This is a genomic window from Pseudomonas sp. NPDC089406, from assembly GCF_044900265.1.
In the GTDB taxonomy this organism is placed as follows: Bacteria; Pseudomonadota; Gammaproteobacteria; order Pseudomonadales; family Pseudomonadaceae; genus Aquipseudomonas; species Aquipseudomonas fakonensis.
In genome coordinates this window covers 70966-92523 of the sequence record NZ_JBJDNC010000014.1, presented here as the reverse complement: position 1 = coordinate 92523, position 21558 = coordinate 70966, and the positions used below count along the sequence as shown (strand labels likewise).

The following is a 21558-nucleotide window of genomic DNA, read 5'->3' as shown; positions in this document are numbered from 1 at the left end:
AAAAACACGCGCATCTGACAAAGATCGTGTGCGCTCACCTGTAGGAGCCGGCTTGCCGGCGATGGGGCCGGCATGGGCGGCGCATGGCACCGGCGATGCCGGTGATCGCCGGCAAGCCGGTTCCTACAGGGGGCAGGTGTGGGTCAGATATCCCACAGCAGGTTGATGGCGAAGCTGTGCCCCGGCATGGTCAGTAAAAAACACGCATGTCTGAAAATGATCGTGTGCGCTCACCTGTAGGAGCCGGCTTGTCGGCGATGGGGCCGGCATGGGCGGCGCATGGCACCGGCGATGCCGGTGATCGCCGGCAAGCCGGCTCCTACAGGGGGGGCAGGTGTGGGTCAGATATCCCACACCAGGTTGATGGCGAAGTTGCGCCCCGGCATGGTCAGGCGGTCGAGGTTGGCCGGTTGGGTCACCGAGGCTTCGCCCTGGGCGTCGTAGCCGCGCACGTCATCCCACTGCCAGTACTTCTTGTCGGTGAGGTTGTACAAGCCTGCGTTGACGGTGATGTCGTCGGTCACCTTGTAGAAGCCGGTCAGGTCGAGCACGCCGTAGCCCGGGGTGCGGAACTGCGAGCTGGCGCCGTCGGGGGCGAAGAAGGTGGTGTCGTCGACGCGGGTCTTGCGCTTGACCAGGGTCCAGCTCAGCAAACCACCATAGCCGGGTTGCTCGTAACCCAGGCCAAACACGCCGGTCAGCGGGTTGACGCTGTTCAGCGGCTGGCCGTTGTCGTCGTTGCGGCCATTGGCGTAGGCGATCGAGCCCTGGGTGTACAGGCCTTGCGGTGCGCCGAAGTGGTCGAGGTTGAGGCGGCCCTTGATCTCGGCACCTTTGATGGTGGCGTGCTTGATGTTGCTGGCCTGGAACTTCGAGGTCAGGTCCGAGGCCTTGACCGCATCTTCGTTGATGAAATCGCGGTACTTGTTGTAGAACACCGCCACGTCGAAGTTACCCGCCTCGAAGTTGCCGCGCAGGCCGGTCTCGTAGCTCTTGCTCTTTTCCGGTTCGAGGTTCGGGTTGGGCACCACGCTGTAACCCAGGGTCGGGTTCTCGAAGCGGCCATACATCGACTTGGCGGTCGGTGTGCGGAAGCCTTCGGCGTACTGCCCGTACCAGGTGTAGTTGTCGTTGAACGCATACGTCACGCCCAGCTTGGGCGACACGCGGTGCCATTTCTTGGCCGAGTCGTCGTAGTCGCTGGGGCCTGCCCCCAGGCTGCCTTGCACGCCGCGCAGGAACTCGTCGGTCATTTCCGGCTTCAGGTGGGTGTAGTCGTAACGCGCACCTGGCAGGAAGGTCCAGTCGTTCCAGCGGATCTCGTCCTGGGCGAACAGGCTGTAGGTGTTGATGGTCGGGTCAGGGAAGTCGCTGACCGGCACCTGGCTGTCGTTGGTGATGATCTGGCCGACTGCAGTGCAGGCGCCGCCGACGTTCAGGCAGGTGCCGGTGCCTTGGCGCAGGCCGGTGACTTTTTCGTGCTTGATGGTCGTGCCGTAGGTCAGCAGGTGCTCGGTGGCGCCGATGCTGAATGCCTTGTCGAACTGGGCGTCGAGCACCCACTGGCGGTCCTTGTAGGTGGTCTGGCGATCGCGCCAGGTCTGCCGGCCGGCGGCGGCATAGATTTCTTCGGTGCGCTGGTCGGTCTTGGCGATCTGGTAGTTCAGGCTCCACTTAATGTGGTCGGCCAGCAGGCTATCGAGGCCGAACTCATGGTTGATGCCCACCCGCTCGCGGGTGATGGTGTCGTTACCCTGGCGCATGCGATAGGAGTTGAATGCCGGGAAACCTGGAACGAAAGGCCCGCCCACTGCGTTGAGCAGGTTCTGGTCGCGGTCATCCTTATAGTGCTCGTAGGTCAGGCCCAGGCGCGCGTCGTCGGCGTAGTTCCAGCCGAGCTTGGCCAGCACGTTGGTGGTACGGGCATCGGCCGGGTTGGCTTCGGTGCGTTCAAGCCCGGTGCCGCCGTGGTTGCCATAGGACTCGGTCTCGTGACCATTGCGCTGGCTCAGGTGCAGCAGGCCATCGAAATCGCCGTGGCGGCCAGCCACGGTGGCGGAGGTCAGCCAGCTTTCGTCGGCCGAGCTGTAGCCGGTCTTCAGGCGTGCGCCGACATCCTTGCCGGGCTTGATGATGTCGTCGGGGTCGAGGGTGAAGTAGCTGACCGCGCCGCCGATGGCGTTGCTGCCGTACAGCACCGAGGCCGGGCCGCGCAGGATCTCGACGCGCTTGATGATCTCGGGGTCGACGTAGTTGCGCTGGGTTTGCGCGTAGGGGCCGTAGAAGAAGCTGTCGGGAATCGATACGCCATCGACCTGGGTGAGGATGCGTTCGCCATCGATGCCGCGGATGTTGTAGCCGTTCAGGCCGCTGCGCTGGCCCACGCCGCCCACCGAAACACCCGGTTCGTAGCGCACCAGCTGCTTGATGTCGTTGACGCTCTGCCGGTCCAGTTGCTCGCGGGTCTGCACGCTGACAGTGCTCGGCACCTGGCTCACATCCTGGGCGCTACGGGTGGCGCTGACGGTCATCTGCTGCAGGGCGATGGCATTGCCGACCGCCTGGCGCTCCAGCACCACGTTGCCGTTGCCGATCTTGCGGTAGCCAAGGCCGGTGCCTTGCAGCAGGCGTTGCAGCGCGGTTTCCGGCGCCAGCGAACCCTGTACGCCCGGCGAGGCCACGCCTTCGGCCAGCTCGGCGCTGAAGCCTACCTGCCAGCCGGTGACCTGGCTGAACGCGTTGATGGCCGCCACCAGCGGCTGCTGGGCGATGGCAAAGCGGTAGTCACCCATGCGCGGGCTGCTGGCCTGGGCCGGCTCTGCGGCCATGGCCGGCAGGCCGCAGGCACCGCTGGCGAGCAGCGCCAGGGTCAGCAGGGACAGCTGGCCACGGCGGCGGGGGGAAGTGGACGGGCGGGTAGGACCTGAAAACATCGAAAGCGCTCCCTGTCGCGCAAGTTATAGGCGTTGGCTGTTCCCGGTTTCGAGGGTTTCGAACGAGAATCAATCGTATTGGCTATAACGAGACGGGCAGGGTGTGCTGATCGCGTAAAAAAACTTTGCGCTCAGTTCAGAATCACCAGCGCGGGGTATTCGTGCAGTTGTGCCGACGTGATGTGGGCCAGGGCTCGCAGGGTTTCCAGTGGCTGGTCGAGGCGGTAGTTGCCGGTCACTGCCACCTGTTCCAGCTCGGCGTTGTGGCTGATGATCCAGCCGGGGTAGTAGCGCCGCACTTCGGCCAGCACCTGGCTCAGCGGGCAGTTCTCGAAGATCAGCCGGCCTTCGACCCAGGCCAGATCCTGGCGCATGTCGGGGCGCTGGCGTGGGCCGAAGCCGGCCGGGCCGACGCTGATGCTTTCGCCTGCGCTGAGGCGAATGCGCTGGTCGGCGCTGCCCTGCAGGTCGACATCGCCGCGCTGCACCCGCAACTGCGCCTCGCCATCCAGGTAGCGTACGGCAAAGTCGGTGTCGCGCACGCTGGCGCGCAGCGGGCCGGCTTGTACCTCCAGCGGCGGCTGGCCCTGGCCGGCCACCTCGAAGTACGCCTCGCCCTGCAGCAGGCGGGCCACAGGGTGGCCGTCGCGCAGCTCGCTGGCGAAGGCCGAGTTGGTGTTCAGCAATACCTTGGCGCCGTTGTCCAGTTGCAGGCGCTGGCGCTCGCCGACCACGGTGAGGTGGTCGGCCTGCAGGCGCACCGGCAGGTTGCCGAAGGTGAACAGCCCCACCAGCAGCACAGCGGCGGTGGCCAGGGGCTTCCAGTGGCTGCGCAGGCGCCCGCCGAAAGAGCGCCTGCGTTGCTGGTGCAACACGCCTGCGGCCTGGCGCAGCGGGGTGCCGTTCCACAGCGCCTCGGCTTCCACATAGGCTTCGGCGTTTTCCGGCTCGGCGCCGAGCCAGTGCTCGAAGGCTTCGGTGTCTTCGGCGCTGGCGCACTGCAGGCGGATCAGCCAGTCCATCGCCTCGCTGCGGGCACGGGCGCGGGCGTCAGGCTCGGCGGGTGTCGGGCGATCGGAGGGCTGGTCGGTCACGGTGGGTCCTTGGGGGCAGCTTGTATTGCGCATGATCCGTGCAGGCCCGGCGCATGGCAAGGCCTTTGCGTGCGGGCGCGGCGAGCGGTCGCGTCACTGGTGACGGTCGGCCACGCCCATGCAGATGGCCATGATCAGTTTCAATTCCTTTTGTACCGTGCTGGCTGAAACCTTCAGTTTTTCGGCGATTTCCAGGTAGCTGGCGCCGTGCAGGCGGCTCTGGATGAAAATCTGCTGCTGGCGCTCGGTGAGCTGGCCGAGGCTGATGCTCAGGTGCTTGAGCAACTGTTCGGCCTGGGCTGCGTCCTCGCTGCTGCCCACCGGGGCGGCGACGTTGTGCAGCACTTGCTCGGGTACGTCTTCCACCAGCATGCGCGCCTGCACCCGGCGGGCGCGCAGGTGGTCCAGGGCAAGGTTGCGGGCGGTCTGGAACACGAAGGGCTCCAGGTGCTCGATGGGCCGCTCGCCCAGGGCACGGGTGACCCGCAGGTAGGTTTCCTGAAGCAGGTCCTCGGCGGTGCTCGGGTTGCCGACCATGCGCTGCAGCGTGCGCAGCAGGCTGAGGCGCTGGTTGAGGAAGACTGAATTGAACCGGGACTGACTCACGGGGGGACCTGGCCGCTTGAGGGTGAATGATAATGCTTATCATCCATATGACAGGTCAAGGGTAAAAATGTCACGAATGGGTAAAGGTGGTTGTGTGATCGACAGCAAGGCCCCGTGAACGAGCTTGTAACGGTATCCATGCTCTTCGGTTCCAGCTCTGTGATTGAGTAGCGAGCAAGCAAATCAGGGGACGAAAAATTGTCGGTAGCCACTCAATAATTGAGACTGTTTTCAATTGACTTTGTGGTTGCCGCGCAGGCTGTTTTTGTAGATTTCAGTGTGTCTGCGAGCGCGGTCCATTCGATTTAAAATCTATAGCGTTTGGCATTGGAGCAAATTTTTTGAATTATTTCTTCGGATCGTGAAGGATTACTGTGGTTGTCAGTGCCTTTCTTAAGAGCGCGTAAGAGATGGGCATACTCCTGTCTTAGGCTAGTTGCAAATATTCCAGGATCATCCGAACCTAAAACAATTGGCACTGCATTTGGAGCTGGATGCTTGCCAGCGCCAAGCCAACCAATCGCATGGTGTTCATCATAAGAAGAGTGAATGCTGATGCGTACATTGCTACTAGGCAATGTCTCAATAGCAATTGAGTTTTCTGCGAGGAGCTTGAGTAAGTACTGTTGTAGTGTACGTAAGATCTTGGGCGTTAACACGTCATTGTCTCGTAGTACTATGATCTCCTCTTGACTGCGCTGTAATTCTTCTGTTGAAGCACCAAAGCCATGCCGCCTAAGGAAGTGGGAGTGTGCAAGCGGAGTGTTCGTGAGAGCGTTCAGGAATAGACCAGCTTCTTGACGTTTGTTCGGTTCAACATCATTAATTGAATAGCCTTTGGACAGGGGGTCTAGATACCTTAATCGCCAAGCGGCAGATAAAATGTCTGGGGTTAATAGAGGGTCGTGCCATATTTTGATTGCTAAGCGGCGGATTTCGGCTTCGATTGCAGGTAGAGCTTCTACGTGGCATCTGATTTTAACTAAGGTTCCCCATGCAAAAATGAGATCATCAAGACGATCTTCAATGGTGAGAGCGACATAGTTATTGACAGAGTTCCACCATTTTTTTGGGCTGACCCCTGCCGCGGTGCCATGCCCAATCCTACATCCAGCGTCTAGATCGAGGAAAATCACGGCCTCTACGATAGCCCTTAATCCCGAAGCCAAGTGCCCGAAATCCTCCCCAACATGGTAGGTGAAGCGTCTAACTCCAGCATTTCTCATGCGGCGAAAAACTGGGGCAAACACCTCGGGTCCAGCATGACGCTCATTACTGGCGGCATCAATTCCTCGAATAAGCTTGTCTGAACCATGGTTGCTTTGTAAGAATGCAGCCAAGGCGCGTGCACTTTTATCAACCCGATGACGTAGATGAAAGTCTCGGCAGTCAGGCCTTGAGCTTGTTTCGGCGAAGAAGGCTTGACGTTCAGTTAATGTCGTTTGCTTAATAAAGTGAGGGACAAGACCCAGGCGTAAACGGCGGCGCGTTTTTGTGATGCCGTCTTTACCTGTTTCTAAGGCGCGAATTCTATCTAGAAGTTCTGGGATGGATCGATAGTTGAACGGTACATGAGTCGACTCAAGCTGGCTATCTTCGTTTTCGCTAAGAAAACGAAGATAGCCACGAAGGATCTTACCAAGTAATACAGCGATCTTGTCCGGGGTGTCTTTTGGTGCAAAACGTCCCTCTACGTAGTCAAGCAGTTGCTGATGACCCCGTTCAAGCTGACGGAATCGCTCCGAGTAATCCTGTTCCGTCGTTTCTCTCAATTCGTTAAGTGTGATGTATTGGAATTGATCGAATCCTTTGTTTTGAGGCTGCTGAACAAGGAGTCTGCAAAATTGAGCTCGTATAAGAGTGTAATGCCAGATTATATAACCTAAATAAGGTGGGTGTTGTTGCTTTCTAAGACTATTCAATATCGTGGCGATCTGCCAAGCTTCTGATGCAATCGACCATGGATGCTCTCGTGAGCCAACTGAGAATCTTTGTTGCGCATCGGTCAAGCTTCGCTGTGGGTGCGAACTGTCCATGCCGGTATGCTTGAGACTATGATGCAAAAGGTGCGCTTTAAGGCTTGTTGCATCAATGACTCGCTGTAATAGTATTGATGGCGTGAGAGTTGTATCTTCTTGGTTTAATAATCTCTCGATGCCGTTGCCAATTCGCGCATGTAGTCCGAACTCTCGCTCAAGAGACTTTTGGGATAAGTTGCCAATGACCGATTTTGGCCTTGTGAGTGCGTCTATCCATACTTTTTCCGCCTCAGTAGTTCCATTCAAATGCATGTGTGTTTCATCTAGACCTTCAGTGCGGCATAAGTGATCTAGGAACGGATCGTCATCAATTGGTAATGTCGAATCGCACAGCCATCGTTGTAGTCTGCTGGCAATAGTTTCGCGTTCTGAGTAATCAAGGGGAAGTGATTCTGTATAATGTAATTTTTTAGCTATCCATGCAGATGAGATGAGTAGAGGTGGGACTACTAGGATTAGAGCTTGCCAAGGCTCAAGCAAGCGAGTACGGACACGAATCGAACCATCATAGCCCTCACAAAGAAAAGTTTCTGCTAGGTGTTCGAGAATAGTTAGAAAGTTTTCGGGGCAGTCAAAGCCTCCAATTCGTCTTTCGGTTCTTGCTAGACGCTTCTCCAAAATGACATCGGTCATGTTTGGAAGAAGCTTGTTTAGTTGGGAGAAAAGACCTTGTGAAAATGATTTATCCCACTGTTTTCTTGTGTTTTCTGTAAATTTAGATAAATATACTTCCATTGTTGATGTGTTTTCAGATTTTGCTTGATTTTCAATGGCTATTATAGGTGCGGTATTAAGAAAGGCCGCGCGAGCATAGGTGACTAAGTCCCAGGCATTAAATTCTTCTGTTTCATCTGAAAGTTTATTGCTGAGATTAGTTTGCATATCGTGGCACTAAGTTCAAGGGTTCAAAGAAGTTTATTGTGGTTGCGTGTATCTTGTTTGAATGCTCTTGTTCAACGGCAATGTGTATCGTGTATTCTTCAAGGCTCGTCAAGGCGGGTGGTTGATTCGCTTTGTCTTGATACTTAGCCTCAAGAATATCTTTTGCTTTTTTCCATAACATCTTGCTACCGATTCCCGTTGGTTTAAGGAATAACCATACCAGGGGGCAGGAGAGGATAATTGAAAATAGATTGGGGATTGAGTGCTCTGTGTGTTTATTTAATAGCTCTACAAAAGCTCTGTCAGAAGTTTTTGGGGTTTCCTTTCTGCCTGGTACCAGAGTGGTGGTAGCTAATATTCCATGGAGAATGCAGATGATTTGGCGATGTAATATTTCCCCGGTGCGCATTCTCATGGGTATTTTTTCATCAAGGCTCAAGAGATCGTCGTGAATTCGAGTTGCTATGCGGCCCAGCAAGCTCGGAGATATTTCTTGAGGCTCTTGAATGGCATACCTATGCCACATTGTCATGCGATGCATAAATGACTCGAAAGAGCTCTTGTTTATATCGTGATCGCTGGATATCTCGTTGTAATGCTCATCGTCCTCTGTGTCGGACTCTGTTGTGTTGATTTGCTGGTGGTTCTCAAATGGAGGGGTTATTTGAAGTTCTGAGTAATCGCCAAGATTCTTGATTTTATCTGAGTTTAATAAGTCAGTAATTACGCCGAGGAGCGATAGGGCAGATACAGAACGCATTATCTCGCCTCGTGCGTTGTAGCGTTTGTTGGTGATTAATTTTAGAATTTCTCCGAACTTGTCGCAGCGATTATCAGTTAAGTCGTCTATAAGAAACCAGCCGGAGCCATACTGTACAGTTTCATGGCCTAGTGTTAAGTCTCTGACTAGATATGCCAGAGTGCCTTTTTTCTCTAGATTGGTGGGGCTGTCTTTGGAGTCGGGCGGGTACCAGTTTTGCTGGACGTTTTTAAGCTGAACATTGTTCGCAAGCCCGACGGAGCCGAATGATGCTGCACGAAGCTTGATACCTGACTCAGTGCTTCTATTTACTGCTCCCAAGCGAGCGGCGAGGTCAGCTCCGGAGATTGCCAACTGGTTCCATAGGAAGTTGAATAAGTTGTCTCTATTTTGCCGCTCAATAAGAGATGGCCGTTGCATCATTGCTAAGGGAAGAGACAGGCCGAGTAAAGATTTGAGTGCGCTTCCCGCATGGCTTTTAATTGTTTGTGATAGCAGCATAGCTAAGCAGTGTAGGGCAATGGCTTTACTGACCTCTGATGGAACACCAAATTTTGCAAGGTCAGGAGCATCAGGTTGTCTACTTATCCATTCAAATATTACGCGGAGTGAACTGTCGAGGTCGCCATTTAGTATTGAGTCTCCAGAAATGCCTTGGGTTTGTAATCGAGTGGAGAACGAATTAAAAATTGCTCTGCAAGCGGAATCTGGTTCACTTCCGAGCGCTCTCATGTAGCTTATAACTAAGCGCAGGGGCTCAGTGGCAAGCAGATTGAAAAAAGGATTAGTGGTGGGTGGAGTAGAATCATGCATCAATAATGCAATGCGTTGGCTGACCCAAGCTTGTAGCTCTACAGATTCCTTGTGAGTAGTATCGATATTCTTCACTAGAACCGAGATTTTTTTTGCCTTGTACTGAGCAAGGCCACCCAAGGGGATCATGGTGATTCTATTTTGTGGTGGGGCGATTTTGAGAAGGTACTGTTCTTCAAGTTCGAGGATGGAGCGTCCAACTCGTTGTTGATCAAAGCCAATCAATGTGGGGTCATGGCGCAGAACGTCTTCACCGAAAGCGTTGTAAATATTTTTTCTAAGTAAGCGGCCGTAAAGCTCAAGGTCGCCTGAGAGAATAATTACGAGCTTTGGGTTGGTTAAGTACTTGCGCACTGACTCAAGGATCAAGTAGCCGTGCGTGAAGTTAGTGTCTACATCATCGAATGTGAGTACGAATGCGTTCTTGTTTAGAAGTCTTAGCGCTTCTTCAATATATTGTCCCAGAGCTCTCTCAAAGTCGCGCCCTTTTTTAGCCTTACGTAGCCCTTGGCTCATAACCCATTTGGGATCCTCCCACTCGGCGCCATATGCCGAACTAGAACCTATGCCATCTAAGAGCCCGAGACCTTCTGCCAGCGCCTCCCTTGCTTCAGTGAGGCCGCGAGTTTCGCCTTGTATTTGTTCGATCGCACTATCAATTGCTGAAAGTATAACTACTACAATGTTTTCTTTGGTTTCAATTAAGGTTGGGTCTATTAGTCGAAGTACGCTTAGTTTTAGTTCTTTGTCTTTTTTTAATTTTTGTAGTGATTTTAGTAAGAAGGTTGTTTTTCCGCTGCCTCTGCTTCCTTCAATAAGGATAGCGTTGTGCTCCCTTGCATAAATAAAGTCTGAAGGACTAATGCTTCGCTCTTGACGTATGTTGTTGAGCTGATTGGAGATTATATTGTGCAGTGAAAGGTATGCGTCTTGCTGTAGTTGGTCTACTGAGTCCTCGTGCATATGCGTGTCATAAGCTAAGAGGTCAATTGCAAGTTGTTTGTTAGTCATCGTCATTCCTTGAGTAGTCTCGTGGCGATATCTTGCTGCAGTGCCATGCATCAATAGAGATGCTTTTTAGGCATTTGCTGAAGGAGTTGCGCTATTTAGTCAGGCAGTCCAGTGGCTACTTGCTCGTTGAAACAAGATCTGTTTTAAAGGTTTTTTATTTGCGCGCACGCCCCATCGAGCACTGAATGGTGGCCTTATGCTACATGCAATGGGTGATGTTTTGTCAACGCGCTGATACCGATACAGCAGTATTGTGTCTGCTAAATCATTGTCCTGCGAATGAGGAAGGGGCGCAGCGCGCCCCTTCCTCCATTAGCTTATGCAGCGATCACCATCTAGCGCGCCCTGAACAACGCCAGGCAGTTGTCCAGCATGCGGTTGGAGAAGCCCCATTCGTTGTCGTACCAGGCCAGCACCTTGAGCATGCGCCCGTTGGCGCGGGTGTGGTTGGCGTCGAAAATCGACGACAGCGGGTTGTGGTTGAAGTCGCACGACACCAGCGGCAGGGTGTTATAACCCAGCACCCGGGAGTGGCGGCTGGCTTCGAGGAACACCTGGTTGACCTCCTCTGCCGTGGCCTCGCGCTTGAGGTTCACCGTGAGGTCCACCAGCGATACGTTGATCACCGGCACCCGCACCGCCATGCCGGTGAGCTTGCCGGCCAGCTCCGGCAGCACCAGGCCCACCGCCTCGGCGGCGCCGGTCTTGCTCGGGATCATTGACTGGGTGGCCGAGCGGGCGCGGTAGGGGTCGCCGTGATAGACGTCGGTGAGTACCTGGTCGTTGGTGTAGGCGTGGATGGTGGTCATCAGGCCCTGCTCGATGCCGAACTCGCGGTGCAGCACCTGGGCCACCGGGGCCAGGCAGTTGGTGGTGCACGAGGCGTTGGAGATGACCTGGTGCGAGGCGCGCAGCACGTCGTGGTTGACCCCGTATACCACGGTAGCGTCGGCGCCTTTGGCCGGCGCGCTGACAATCACCTTGCCGGCGCCGGCGGTGATGTGCGCGGCAGCCTTGGCGCGCTCGGTGAACAGGCCGGTGCACTCGAACACCACATCGATGGCCAGGGCTTTCCAGGGCAGTTCGGCGGGGTTGCGGATGGCGCTGACCGCAATACGGTCACCATTGACGGTGAGGCTTTCGTGGTCGGCTTCAACCGTTGCATCGAAAATGCCGTGGACGCTGTCGTACTTGAGCAGGTGGGCGTTCATCGCGCTGTCGCCCAGGTCGTTGATGGCGACGACCTGCAGGTCCTGGCGATAACCGTGGGTGTAGAGTGCGCGCAGGACATTGCGCCCGATGCGGCCGAATCCGTTGATGGCGATGCGAAGGGTCATGGCGTTACCTCTGGCAGTCGGGTGAAGCCTGTGGCAAAAAGAGCAGCTTCACTGAAACGGTTTTGTTATTGGAATTACAAGATTATTCACTGGCAGATAGAAAACAAGCCTTTTTAGTGGCAGTATTTTGTTAAATCTACAACGAGTGGTCGGGAAGCCGCTCCACGCTTGCGCCAGCAGGGCCTTACCAGAGCCTAGGCCGCAATCGTTTGGAGGGACAATGCCCGGTGAAGCCGCCCCTATTAGCCTGGAGTCGATACATGCACCCGCGCATCCTTGAGGTCACCGAACGGCTGATCGCCCGTAGCCGCCGCACCCGTGAACGCTACCTTGAGCTGATCCGCGGCGCGGCCAGTGACGGCCCCATGCGCGCCAGCCTGCAATGCGCCAACTTCGCCCACGGCGTGGCCGGTTGCGGCGGCGACGACAAGCAGACCCTGCGCCTGATGAACGCGGCCAACGTGGCCATCGTCTCGGCCTACAACGACATGCTCTCGGCGCACCAGCCGTACCAGCACTTCCCAGAACAGATCAAACAGGCCCTGCGCGAGGTCGGTTCGGTGGGCCAGTTCGCCGGTGGCGTACCGGCCATGTGCGATGGGGTCACCCAAGGCGAACCGGGCATGGAGCTGGCCATCGCCAGCCGCGAGGTGATCGCCATGTCCACGGCGGTGGCGCTGTCGCACAACATGTTCGATGCCGCCCTGATGCTGGGCATCTGCGACAAGATCGTCCCCGGCCTGATGATGGGCGCGCTGCGCTTCGGCCACCTGCCGACCATTTTCGTGCCCGGCGGGCCGATGGTTTCGGGCATTTCCAACAAAGAGAAGGCCGACGTGCGCCAGCGCTACGCCGAGGGCAAGGCCACCCGCGAGCAGTTGCTCGAATCGGAGATGAAGAGCTACCACAGCCCCGGCACCTGCACTTTCTACGGTACTGCCAACACCAACCAGCTGGTGATGGAAGTGATGGGCCTGCACCTGCCCGGCGCCTCGTTCGTCAACCCCTACACCCCGCTGCGCGATGCGCTCACCGCTGAAGCTGCGCGCCAGGTCACGCGCATGACCAAGGCCAGCGGCAACTTCATGCCCATCGGCGAGATCGTCGACGAAAAAGCGCTGGTCAACTCCATCGTCGCCCTGCACTCCACCGGTGGCTCGACCAACCACACCCTGCACATCCCTGCCATCGCCCAGGCCGCGGGCATCCAGCTCACCTGGCAGGACATGGCCGACCTTTCCGAAGTGGTGCCGACGCTGTCGCACGTGTACCCCAACGGCAAGGCCGACATCAACCACTTCCAGGCCTCCGGCGGCATGGCTTTTCTCATTCGCGAGCTGCTTGATGCCGGGCTGCTGCACGAGGACGTCAACACCGTGGCCGGCCATGGCTTGCGCCGTTATACCCAGGAGCCGTTCCTCGAGGACGGCCAGTTGGTATGGCGCGAAGGCCCGAAAGAGAGCCTCGACGAAAACATTTTGCGCCCGGTAGCGCGGCCGTTCTCTGCCGAAGGCGGGCTGCGGGTGATGGAGGGCAATTTGGGCCGCGGGGTGATGAAAGTCTCCGCCGTGGCCCCCGAGCACCAGGTGGTGGAGGCCCCGGCACGGGTGTTCCACGACCAGCAGTCGCTGGCCGATGCGTTCAAGGCTGGCGAGCTTGAGTGCGACTTCGTCGCCGTGGTGCGCTTCCAGGGCCCGCGCTGCAACGGCATGCCCGAGCTGCACAAGCTCACGCCGTTCCTCGGTGTGCTGCAGGACCGCGGCTTCAAGGTGGCGCTGGTCACCGACGGGCGCATGTCTGGCGCTTCGGGCAAAATCCCGGCGGCCATCCACGTGTGCCCCGAGGCGTTCGACGGTGGCCCGCTGGCGCGGGTGCGCGATGGTGATAGGGTACGGGTCGATGGTGTCGAAGGCACGCTGCGGGTGATGGTGTCGGCCGAGGAACTGGCCAGCCGTGACCTGCCCGAAGCCCCCAAAGGCAACGACCTGGGCTGCGGGCGCGAGCTGTTCGGCTTCATGCGTATGGCGTTCAGCCCGGCGGAGAAGGGCGCGAGCGCCTTCACCTCGGCGCTGGAGACCCTTGAATGAAGGCTTTGCTGGTGGGTGACATCGGCGGTACCAACGCACGTTTCGCCCTGTGGCGGGACAACCGGCTGGAGGCGGTGCAGGTGTTCGCCACCGCCGACTACACCAGCCCCGAGCAGGCCATCGAGGCTTACCTGGCTGACCAGCATATCGCCCGTGGCGGGCTGGCTGCGGTGTGCCTGGCGGTGGCTGGGCCTGTGGACGGCGACGAGTTCCGCTTCACCAACAACCACTGGCGCCTCAGCCGCACGGCGTTCTGCCAGACCCTGCAGGTGGAGCGCCTGCTGCTGGTCAACGACTTCACCGCCATGGCCCTGGGCATGACCCGCCTGCAGGACGGTGAGTACCGTGAGGTGTGCGCCGGCAAGGCCGACCCTGCGCGGCCGGCGCTGGTGATCGGCCCGGGCACCGGCCTGGGCGTCGGCAGCCTGCTGCGCCTGGGCGAGCAGCACTGGATGGCATTGCCGGGGGAGGGCGGGCATGTCGACCTGCCGGTGGGCAATGTCCGCGAGGCGGCGATCCATCAGGAAATTCACCGTCAGATCGGCCATGTCAGCGCCGAGACCGTGCTCAGCGGTGGCGGGCTGGTGCGGCTTTACCAGGCCATCTGCGCACTGGATGGCGACACGCCCAAGCACAAGACCCCGGCGCAGATCACCGATGCGGCCTTGGCCAACGAGCCCCGGGCACTGGCTGTGGTCGAGCAGTTCTGCCGCTTCCTCGGCCGGGTGGCGGGCAACAACGTACTCACCCTCGGCGCCCGTGGCGGTGTATACATCGTCGGCGGGGTGATCCCGCGCTTCGCCGAGCTGTTCCTGCGCAGTGGTTTTGCGGCAAGCTTCGCCGACAAGGGCTGCATGAGCGGCTACTTCGCTGGTGTGCCGGTTTGGCTGGTCACTGCCGAGTTTTCCGGGTTGCTGGGGGCCGGGGTGGCCTTGCAGCAGGCGTTGGATCATTGATTTTTGGGGCCGCTTTGCGGCCCTTTCGCGACACAAGGCCGCTCCTACAGGGATCGCGTTTTCTGTAGGAGCGGCCTTGTGTCGCGAAAGGGCTGCAGAGCAGCCCCCAACAGCAGGCACAAAGACCTGCGATTACCAGAGGACGGACCATTGTGAGCACTGCCGGCAAATCGATCCTGATGGTCGACGACGACCAGGACATCCGCGAACTGCTGCAAACCTACCTCAGCCGCGCAGGCTTGCAGGTACATGCCGAACCCGACGGTCAGGGCTTTCGCCGGGCGCTGGACGCCGGCAGCTACGACCTGGTGATTCTCGATGTGATGCTGCCCGACGAGGACGGCTTCAGCCTGTGCCGCTGGGTGCGCCAGCACCCGCGCCTGGCCCAGGTGCCGATCATCATGCTCACCGCCAGCTCCGACGAGGCCGACCGGGTCATCGGCCTGGAGCTGGGCGCCGACGACTACCTGGGTAAACCCTTCAGCCCGCGCGAACTGCAGGCGCGGATCAAGGCGCTGCTGCGCCGCGCCGACTTTGGTCAGGCGATACCGGCCAGCGCCGTGCTGGCCTTCGACGACTGGCGCCTGGACACGGTCAGCCACCGCTTGTTCCACCGCGACGGCGAGGAGGTGATTTTGTCTGGCGCCGACTTTGCCCTGCTCAAGCTGTTCCTCGACAACCCGCAGCAAATTCTTGACCGAGATACCATCGGCAACGCCACCCGCGGGCGCGAGCCGATGCCCCTGGACCGCATCGTCGACATGGCAGTCAGCCGCCTGCGTCAGCGCTTGCGCGACACCGACAAACCGCCGCGGCTGATTCGCACCGTGCGCGGCAGCGGCTACCTGTTGGCGGCCCATGTCTGCCCTGCCTAGCGAGCGCCGCTGGCGCCTGCTGCCGCGCTCGTTGCTGGGGCGCATGCTGCTGCTCACCTTGCTGGTGGTGGTGCTGGCTCAGGGCTTGTCGAGCGTGATCTGGGTGGCGCAGCTGCGGGCCAGCCAGTTGCAGGGGCTGCGTGCCAGCGCCGGCAGCCTGGCCCATTCGATGAGCGCCAGCGTCAGCTACTTCCGCTCCTTGCCGGTGGCGTACCGGCCAATGGTGCTGGACCAGCTGCGCAGCATGGGCGGCACACGCTTTTTCGTCTCGCTCAACGTCAAGCCGCTGGACATGCCGGTGCTGCCCATCACCCCGCGCAAGCAGGCGGTGATCGAGGTGTTCCAGCAGGTGCTGCACGAGCGCCTGGGCGCGCAGATGGACATCTCGGTGGAGTTCGTCAGCCCCGACGATCTGCGCATTTTCAACAGTGGCCTGAAGCTCGATGAGCTGCCGCGTTCGTGGGCGCATTACTCGCTGACCCTGGAACCGCTGAACCCGCCGGTGCTGGTGACGCAGATCCGTCTGGGCGAGGGCGAGTGGCTGTACATCGCCTCGCTGCTGCCCGAGCCCTACACCAGCCTTGAGGCCGAGCGCCTGCCGCGCCAGCAGATCGGCTTCATCGCCCTGACCACCGCCATGCTGCTGGTGTTCATCGGCCTGCTGGTGCACTGGCAGAGCCGGCCGCTCAAGCGCCTGGCGCGAGCAGCGCGGGACATGTCGCTGGGCGCCGATGTGGCGCCGGTGGCCGAAGGCGGCGGCAGCGAAGTGGTGGAGGTGGGCCGGGCATTCAACAGCATGCGCGAGCGCATCAGCCGCTACCTCACCGAACGCGCCCAGCTGTTCAGTGCGGTGTCCCACGACCTGCGCACCCCCATCACACGCCTGCGCCTGCGGGTCGAATTGCTGGAAGACGAGGCGCTGCAGGGCAAATTCACCCGTGACCTCGACGAGCTGGAGCTGCTGGTCAAGGGCGCGCTGCAGTGCGTGAAAGACACCGATATTCACGAGAACATCGAGCCGATCGACCTCAACCAGGTGCTGGAGATTCTCGCCGAGCCTTACCTGGGCGATGGCCGCATCACGGTCGAGGGCTGCGCGCTGGCGCCGTACCCGGGCAAGTCGCTGGCCCTGCGCCGCTGCATTGGCAACCTGATCGACAACGCCATCAAGTACGGCGAGCGGGCGCACCTGCGCATCATCGACAGCGCCGAGAGCTTTGTGCTGCAAGTGGACGACCAGGGCCCCGGGGTGCCGGAGCAGCGCCTGGAGCAGGTGTTCGAGCCGCATTTTCGCCTGGCCGGGCAGCAGCAGGGGTATGGGCTGGGGCTGGGCATCGCGCGCAACATCGCCCATAGCCATGGCGGCGAGGTGAGTTTGCTGAACCTGCGTGAAGGCGGGTTGCGGGTGACCCTGTACCTGCCGCGCAATGCCGACTGACGTTATCGCGGGGCAAGCCCGCTCCCACGCTGGGGACTACGTGGGAGCGGGCTTGCCCCGCGATGAGGTCCTCGTTGTCACCGCTTGGTGACATTCCCACCAGCCTTCGTGACATCCCAGCCAGGACGGCTGGCTAGAATCGCCTGACAACAACAAGGACGACCACGCCCATGACCCACCGCTGGCTCGATTCCCCCACGCACCACGCCTGGCTTACAAACGAGGCTTTGCGCCTGCTCGACTTCGCCCGCGCCGCGCGCCTGCCCCAGGGCTTCGGCAACCTCGACGACGCCGGCCGCCTGCCCCGTGGCGCCCTCGCCGAAACCATGAACACCGCCCGCATGACCCACAGCTTCGCCTTGGCTCACCTGCAAGGTGTGCCCGGTTGCAAGGGGCTGGTGGCGCACGGTGTCGCCGCCCTGCAGGGCCCTCTGCGCGATGCGCAGCATGGCGGCTGGTTCGCCCACCCCGAAGGCCATGGCGGTGCAGGCAAGGCCGCCTACCTGCATGCTTTCGTCGCCCTGGCGGCAAGCTCGGCGGTGGTGGCCGGGGTGGTCGAGGCGCAGGCACTGCTGCGCGAGGCCTGCGAGGTGATCGAACAGTGCTTCTGGAGCGAAGAGGAGGGCGCCCTGCTGGAGTCGTTCAGCCGCGACTGGCAGCAGGCCGAGGCCTACCGGGGAGCCAACAGCAACATGCACGGTGTCGAGGCATTCCTGGCCCTGGCCGATGTCACCGGCGACACGTGCTGGTTGCAGCGCGCGCTGCGCATGGTGCAGCGGTTGATCCTGATACAGGCGGCCGGCGACGGTTACCGCGTGACCGAGCATTTCGATGTGCATTGGCAGCCTTTGCCCGATTACAACCGCGACAACCCCGCCGACGGCTTCCGGCCCTACGGCACCACCCCTGGCCATGCTTACGAGTGGGCCCGCTTGCTGCTGCACCTGGAGGCGGCACTGAAACGCGCCGGATTGCCAGCGCCAGACGCCTTGCTGGTTGGCGCCCGCGGGCTGTTCGACAGCGCCTGCAACCACGCCTGGCACGCCGACGGTGCGCCGGGGCTGGTCTACACCCTCGACTGGCAAAACCGCCCCGTGGTGCGCGAGCGCCTGCATTGGGTACATGCCGAGGCCAGCGCCACCGCCGCAGCCCTGCTGCAACGTACCGGCGACGCCCAGTACGAACACTGGTACCGCTGTTTCTGGGGCTTCATCGCCGAGCATTTCATCGACCGCTGCCACGGCAGCTGGCACCACGAACTAGACCCCGACAACCTGCCCAGCGCACGCATCTGGGCCGGCAAGCCGGACCTCTACCACGCCCTGCAGGCCTTGCTGCTGCCACGCCTGCCGCTGGCGCCCAGTCTGGCCAGCGCCCTGGCTTTGTAACCAAGTGATGACATTCGCGCATCCGTTCGTTACCTGACGGGCTGCGCGGCGTACTTAAACTCCAGTGCAATGCAAGCGACAGTCTTGCCACGCATAACAACAAGAAAGGTACTCCCATGCATTCGACGCTTCGTCTCGCCGCTGCAATTTCCCTCGCCTCCCTGTGCTCGCTCAGCGCCCATGCCGCCGATTCCAAAGGCAGCGTGGAAGTGGTCCATTGGTGGACGTCCGGTGGCGAAAAGGCTGCGGTGGATGTGCTCAAGGCCCAGGTCGAGAAAGACGGTTTCACCTGGAAGGACGGCGCCGTGGCCGGCGGTGGTGGCGCCACCGCCATGACCGTACTGAAAAGCCGCGCAGTGGCCGGCAACCCGCCAGCGGTCGCGCAGATCAAAGGGCCGGACATCCAGGACTGGGCGGCCACCGGCCTGCTCGACCCCGACGTGCTCAAGGATGTGGCCAAGCAGGAAAAATGGGACAGCCTGCTGGACAAGAAAGTCGCCGACACCGTCAAGTACGAGGGCGACTACGTGGCCGTGCCGGTGAACATCCACCGCATCAACTGGCTGTGGATCAACCCCGAGGTGTTCAAGAAGGCCGGCATCGCCCAGGCGCCGACCACCCTCGAAGAATTCTACGCCGCCGCCGACAAGCTCAAGGCCGCAGGCTTCATCCCGCTGGCCCACGGTGGCCAGCCGTGGCAGGACAGCACCGTGTTCGAAAGCGTGGTGCTGTCGGTGATGGGCGTTGATGGCTACAAGAAGGCCCTGGTCGACCTCGATGAAAAGGCCCTGACTGGCCCCGAGATGGTCAAGGCGCTGACCGAGCTGAAGAAGGTCGCCACCTACATGGACCCGGACGGCAAGGGCCAGGACTGGAACCTGGAGGCGGCCAAGGTCATCAACGGCAAGGCCGGCATGCAGATCATGGGCGACTGGGCCAAGAGCGAATGGACCCTGGCCAAGAAAACCGCCGGCAAGGACTACCAGTGCGTGCCGTTCCCGGGCACTGAAAAGGGCTTCCTGTACAACATCGACTCGCTGGTGGTGTTCAAGCAAAAAGACAAAGGTACCGCCGCCGGCCAGCAGGACATCGCCCGCAAGGTGCTGGGTGAGGACTTCCAGAAGGTGTTCAGCATCAACAAAGGCTCGATCCCGGTGCGCAACGACATGCTTGCCGACATGGGCAAGTACGGTTTCGACGCCTGCGCCCAGACCGCGGCCAAGGACTTCCTGGCTGACGCCAAGAATGGCGGCCTGCAGCCGAGCATGGCGCACAACATGGCCACCAGTCTGGCGGTGCAGGGGGCGTTCTTCGATGTGGTGACCAACTACATCAACGACCCCAAGGCAGAGCCTGCCGATGCCGCCAAGAAGCTCGCCGCAGCGATCAACGCCGCCAAGTAGACAGCTTTCTGTAGGAGCGGCCTTGCGTCGCGATGGGCTGCGCAGCAGCCCCAAAACCTGCGCACTCGGTCTTTCAGGTAGGTGATTACCTTGAGTCCCTTGGGGCTGCTGTGCAGCCCATCGCGACCGGACGGCGCCCCGGCAAGGCCGCTCCTACAGGTGAGTGAAGTGTCTTTGAGGTTAATCATGATCACAGCAACCGCCCCCCTGCGGGCCTCCCCCCTGGACGCGCTGCAGCGCTGGCTACCGAAACTGGTACTGGCGCCGAGCATGTTCATCGTCCTGGTGGGCTTTTACGGTTACATCCTGTGGACCTTCGTACTCTCGTTCACCACCTCCACCTTCCTGCCCACCTACAAGTGGGCCGGGCTTGCGCAATACGCGCGGCTGTTCGACAACGACCGCTGGTGGGTGGCCAGCAAGAACCTGCTGCTGTTCGGCGGCCTGTTCATCGGCATCAGCCTGGCCATCGGCGTGCTGCTGGCGGTGTTGCTGGACCAGCGCATCCGCCGCGAAGGTTTCATCCGCACCATCTACCTGTACCCCATGGCGCTGTCGATGATCGTCACCGGTACCGCCTGGAAGTGGCTGCTCAACCCCGGCATGGGCCTGGACAAGCTGCTGCGTGACTGGGGCTGGGAGGGTTTTCGCCTGGACTGGCTGATCGACCCGGACCGCGTCGTCTACTGCCTGGTGATCGCCGCCGTTTGGCAGGCCTCGGGGTTCATCATGGCGATGTTCCTCGCCGGGCTGCGCGGGGTCGACCAGTCGATCATCCGTGCCGCGCAACTGGATGGCGCGAGCCTTCCGCGCATCTACTGGACCGTGGTGCTGCCCAGCCTGCGCCCGGTGTTCTTCAGCTCGCTGATGATCCTGTCGCACATCGCCATCAAGAGCTTCGACCTGGTGGCGGCGATGACCGCAGGCGGCCCGGGGTATTCCTCGGATCTGCCAGCGATGTTCATGTACTCGTTCACCTTCAGCCGCGGGCAGATGGGCATGGGCTCGGCCAGCGCGATCCTGATGCTCGGCGCAATCCTGGCGATTCTGGTCCCTTACCTGTATTCCGAGCTGCGGGGCAAACGCCATGACTAGCCTTTCTGACAAGCCGGCGCTGAACCTTGGCCGCATCGCCATCCATGCGGTGTTGCTGCTGGCGGTGCTGCTGTACCTGGTGCCGTTGGTGGTGATGCTGCTCACCAGCTTCAAGACCCCGGAGGACATCGGTACCGGCAACCTGTTGAGCTGGCCCACCGAGTTCACCGCCATCGGCTGGAGCAAGGCCTGGGCCACGGTCAGCGGCTACTTCGTCAACTCGGTGCTGATCACCGTGCCGGCGGTGCTGATCAGTACGGCGATCGGTGCGCTCAACGGCTACGTGCTGTCGATGTGGCGCTTCCGTGGTTCGCAGCTGTTCTTCGGGCTGCTGCTGTTCGGCTGCTTTTTGCCGTTCCAGACCGTGCTGCTGCCGGCCTCGTTCACCCTCGGCAAGCTGGGCCTGGCCAGCACCACCACGGGCCTTGTGCTGGTGCATGTGGTGTACGGGCTGGCCTTTACCACGCTGTTTTTCCGCAACTACTACGTGAGCATCCCCGATGCCCTGGTCAAGGCTGCGCGCCTGGATGGCGCCGGGTTCTTCACCATCTTCGGGCGCATCATTCTGCCGATGTCGACGCCGATCATCATGGTCTGCCTGATCTGGCAGTTCACCCAGATCTGGAACGATTTTTTGTTCGGGGTGGTGTTCTCCAGCGGCGATTCGCAACCGATCACCGTGGCCCTGAACAACCTGGTCAACACCAGCACCGGGGCCAAGGAATACAACGTCGACATGGCCGCGGCGATGATCGCCGGGCTGCCGACGCTGCTGGTCTACGTGATTGCGGGCAAGTATTTCGTGCGCGGGCTGACGGCCGGCGCGGTCAAGGGGTAAGTC

Annotated in this window: 14 protein-coding genes; 8 read left to right on the top strand and 6 right to left on the bottom strand. The window is 60.0% G+C overall.

The features are described from left to right. Positions 1–341 precede the first annotated feature (341 nt). From ACI2KK_RS12355 to gap, 6 genes are all read right to left on the bottom strand, one after another. Positions 342–2933: a TonB-dependent receptor gene (locus ACI2KK_RS12355; RefSeq protein ID WP_404669115.1), complete on the bottom strand. Its 2592-nt coding sequence runs from the start codon at positions 2931–2933 to the stop codon at positions 342–344. Between the two features lie 131 nt (positions 2934–3064). Then, complete coding sequence (locus tag ACI2KK_RS12350; RefSeq protein WP_404669114.1) at positions 3065–4027, bottom strand: FecR family protein; 963 nt, start codon at positions 4025–4027, stop codon at positions 3065–3067. Positions 4028–4120: 93 nt separating this feature from the next. Then, entirely contained in the window at positions 4121–4633 is a 513-nt protein-coding gene (locus tag ACI2KK_RS12345) for an RNA polymerase sigma factor (RefSeq protein ID WP_404669113.1), read from the bottom strand. Positions 4634–4938: 305 nt separating this feature from the next. After that, positions 4939–7554, bottom strand: a complete 2616-nt coding sequence (locus tag ACI2KK_RS12340) for an adenosine deaminase (RefSeq protein ID WP_404669112.1) — start codon at positions 7552–7554, stop codon at positions 4939–4941. Further along, positions 7544–10138: a hypothetical protein gene (locus ACI2KK_RS12335; RefSeq protein ID WP_404669111.1), complete on the bottom strand. Its 2595-nt coding sequence runs from the start codon at positions 10136–10138 to the stop codon at positions 7544–7546. Before ACI2KK_RS12335 ends, ACI2KK_RS12340 begins: the two co-directional genes overlap by 11 nt. Positions 10139–10473: 335 nt before the next feature. After that, positions 10474–11475, bottom strand: a complete 1002-nt coding sequence (gap, locus tag ACI2KK_RS12330) for a type I glyceraldehyde-3-phosphate dehydrogenase (RefSeq protein WP_404669110.1) — start codon at positions 11473–11475, stop codon at positions 10474–10476. Between the two features lie 260 nt (positions 11476–11735). Here gap and edd point away from each other — a divergent pair, with 260 nt between their 5' ends. The 8 genes from edd to ACI2KK_RS12290 all read left to right on the top strand — a co-directional run bounded on the left by edd (position 11736) and on the right by ACI2KK_RS12290 (position 21555). Further along, positions 11736–13562: a phosphogluconate dehydratase gene (gene edd, locus ACI2KK_RS12325; protein WP_404669109.1), complete on the top strand. Its 1827-nt coding sequence runs from the start codon at positions 11736–11738 to the stop codon at positions 13560–13562. Beyond that, complete coding sequence (locus ACI2KK_RS12320; protein ID WP_404669108.1) at positions 13559–14518, top strand: glucokinase; 960 nt, start codon at positions 13559–13561, stop codon at positions 14516–14518. Before edd ends, ACI2KK_RS12320 begins: the two co-directional genes overlap by 4 nt. Positions 14519–14670: 152 nt before the next feature. Continuing rightward, positions 14671–15393, top strand: coding sequence for a response regulator (locus tag ACI2KK_RS12315; RefSeq protein WP_217886304.1), 723 nt, complete (start codon positions 14671–14673; stop codon positions 15391–15393). After that, positions 15377–16831 carry an ATP-binding protein gene (locus tag ACI2KK_RS12310; protein WP_404669107.1) on the top strand — a complete coding sequence of 485 codons (1455 nt, stop codon included), beginning with the start codon at positions 15377–15379 and terminating at the stop codon, positions 16829–16831. Before ACI2KK_RS12315 ends, ACI2KK_RS12310 begins: the two co-directional genes overlap by 17 nt. A 170-nt stretch (positions 16832–17001) precedes the next feature. Beyond that, positions 17002–18219: an AGE family epimerase/isomerase gene (locus tag ACI2KK_RS12305; protein WP_404669106.1), complete on the top strand. Its 1218-nt coding sequence runs from the start codon at positions 17002–17004 to the stop codon at positions 18217–18219. 116 nt (positions 18220–18335) lie between these two features. After that, entirely contained in the window at positions 18336–19622 is a 1287-nt protein-coding gene (locus tag ACI2KK_RS12300) for an ABC transporter substrate-binding protein (RefSeq protein ID WP_404669105.1), read from the top strand. Between the two features lie 186 nt (positions 19623–19808). Beyond that, positions 19809–20717 (top strand): carbohydrate ABC transporter permease, encoded by a 909-nt coding sequence (locus tag ACI2KK_RS12295; protein ID WP_217886300.1) that lies wholly within the window; start codon positions 19809–19811, stop codon positions 20715–20717. After that, the gene (locus ACI2KK_RS12290; RefSeq protein WP_404669104.1) at positions 20710–21555 is read left to right on the top strand and encodes a carbohydrate ABC transporter permease; all 846 of its coding nucleotides are present in this window, start codon (positions 20710–20712) and stop codon (positions 21553–21555) included. Before ACI2KK_RS12295 ends, ACI2KK_RS12290 begins: the two co-directional genes overlap by 8 nt. Positions 21556–21558: the final 3 nt, after the last annotated feature.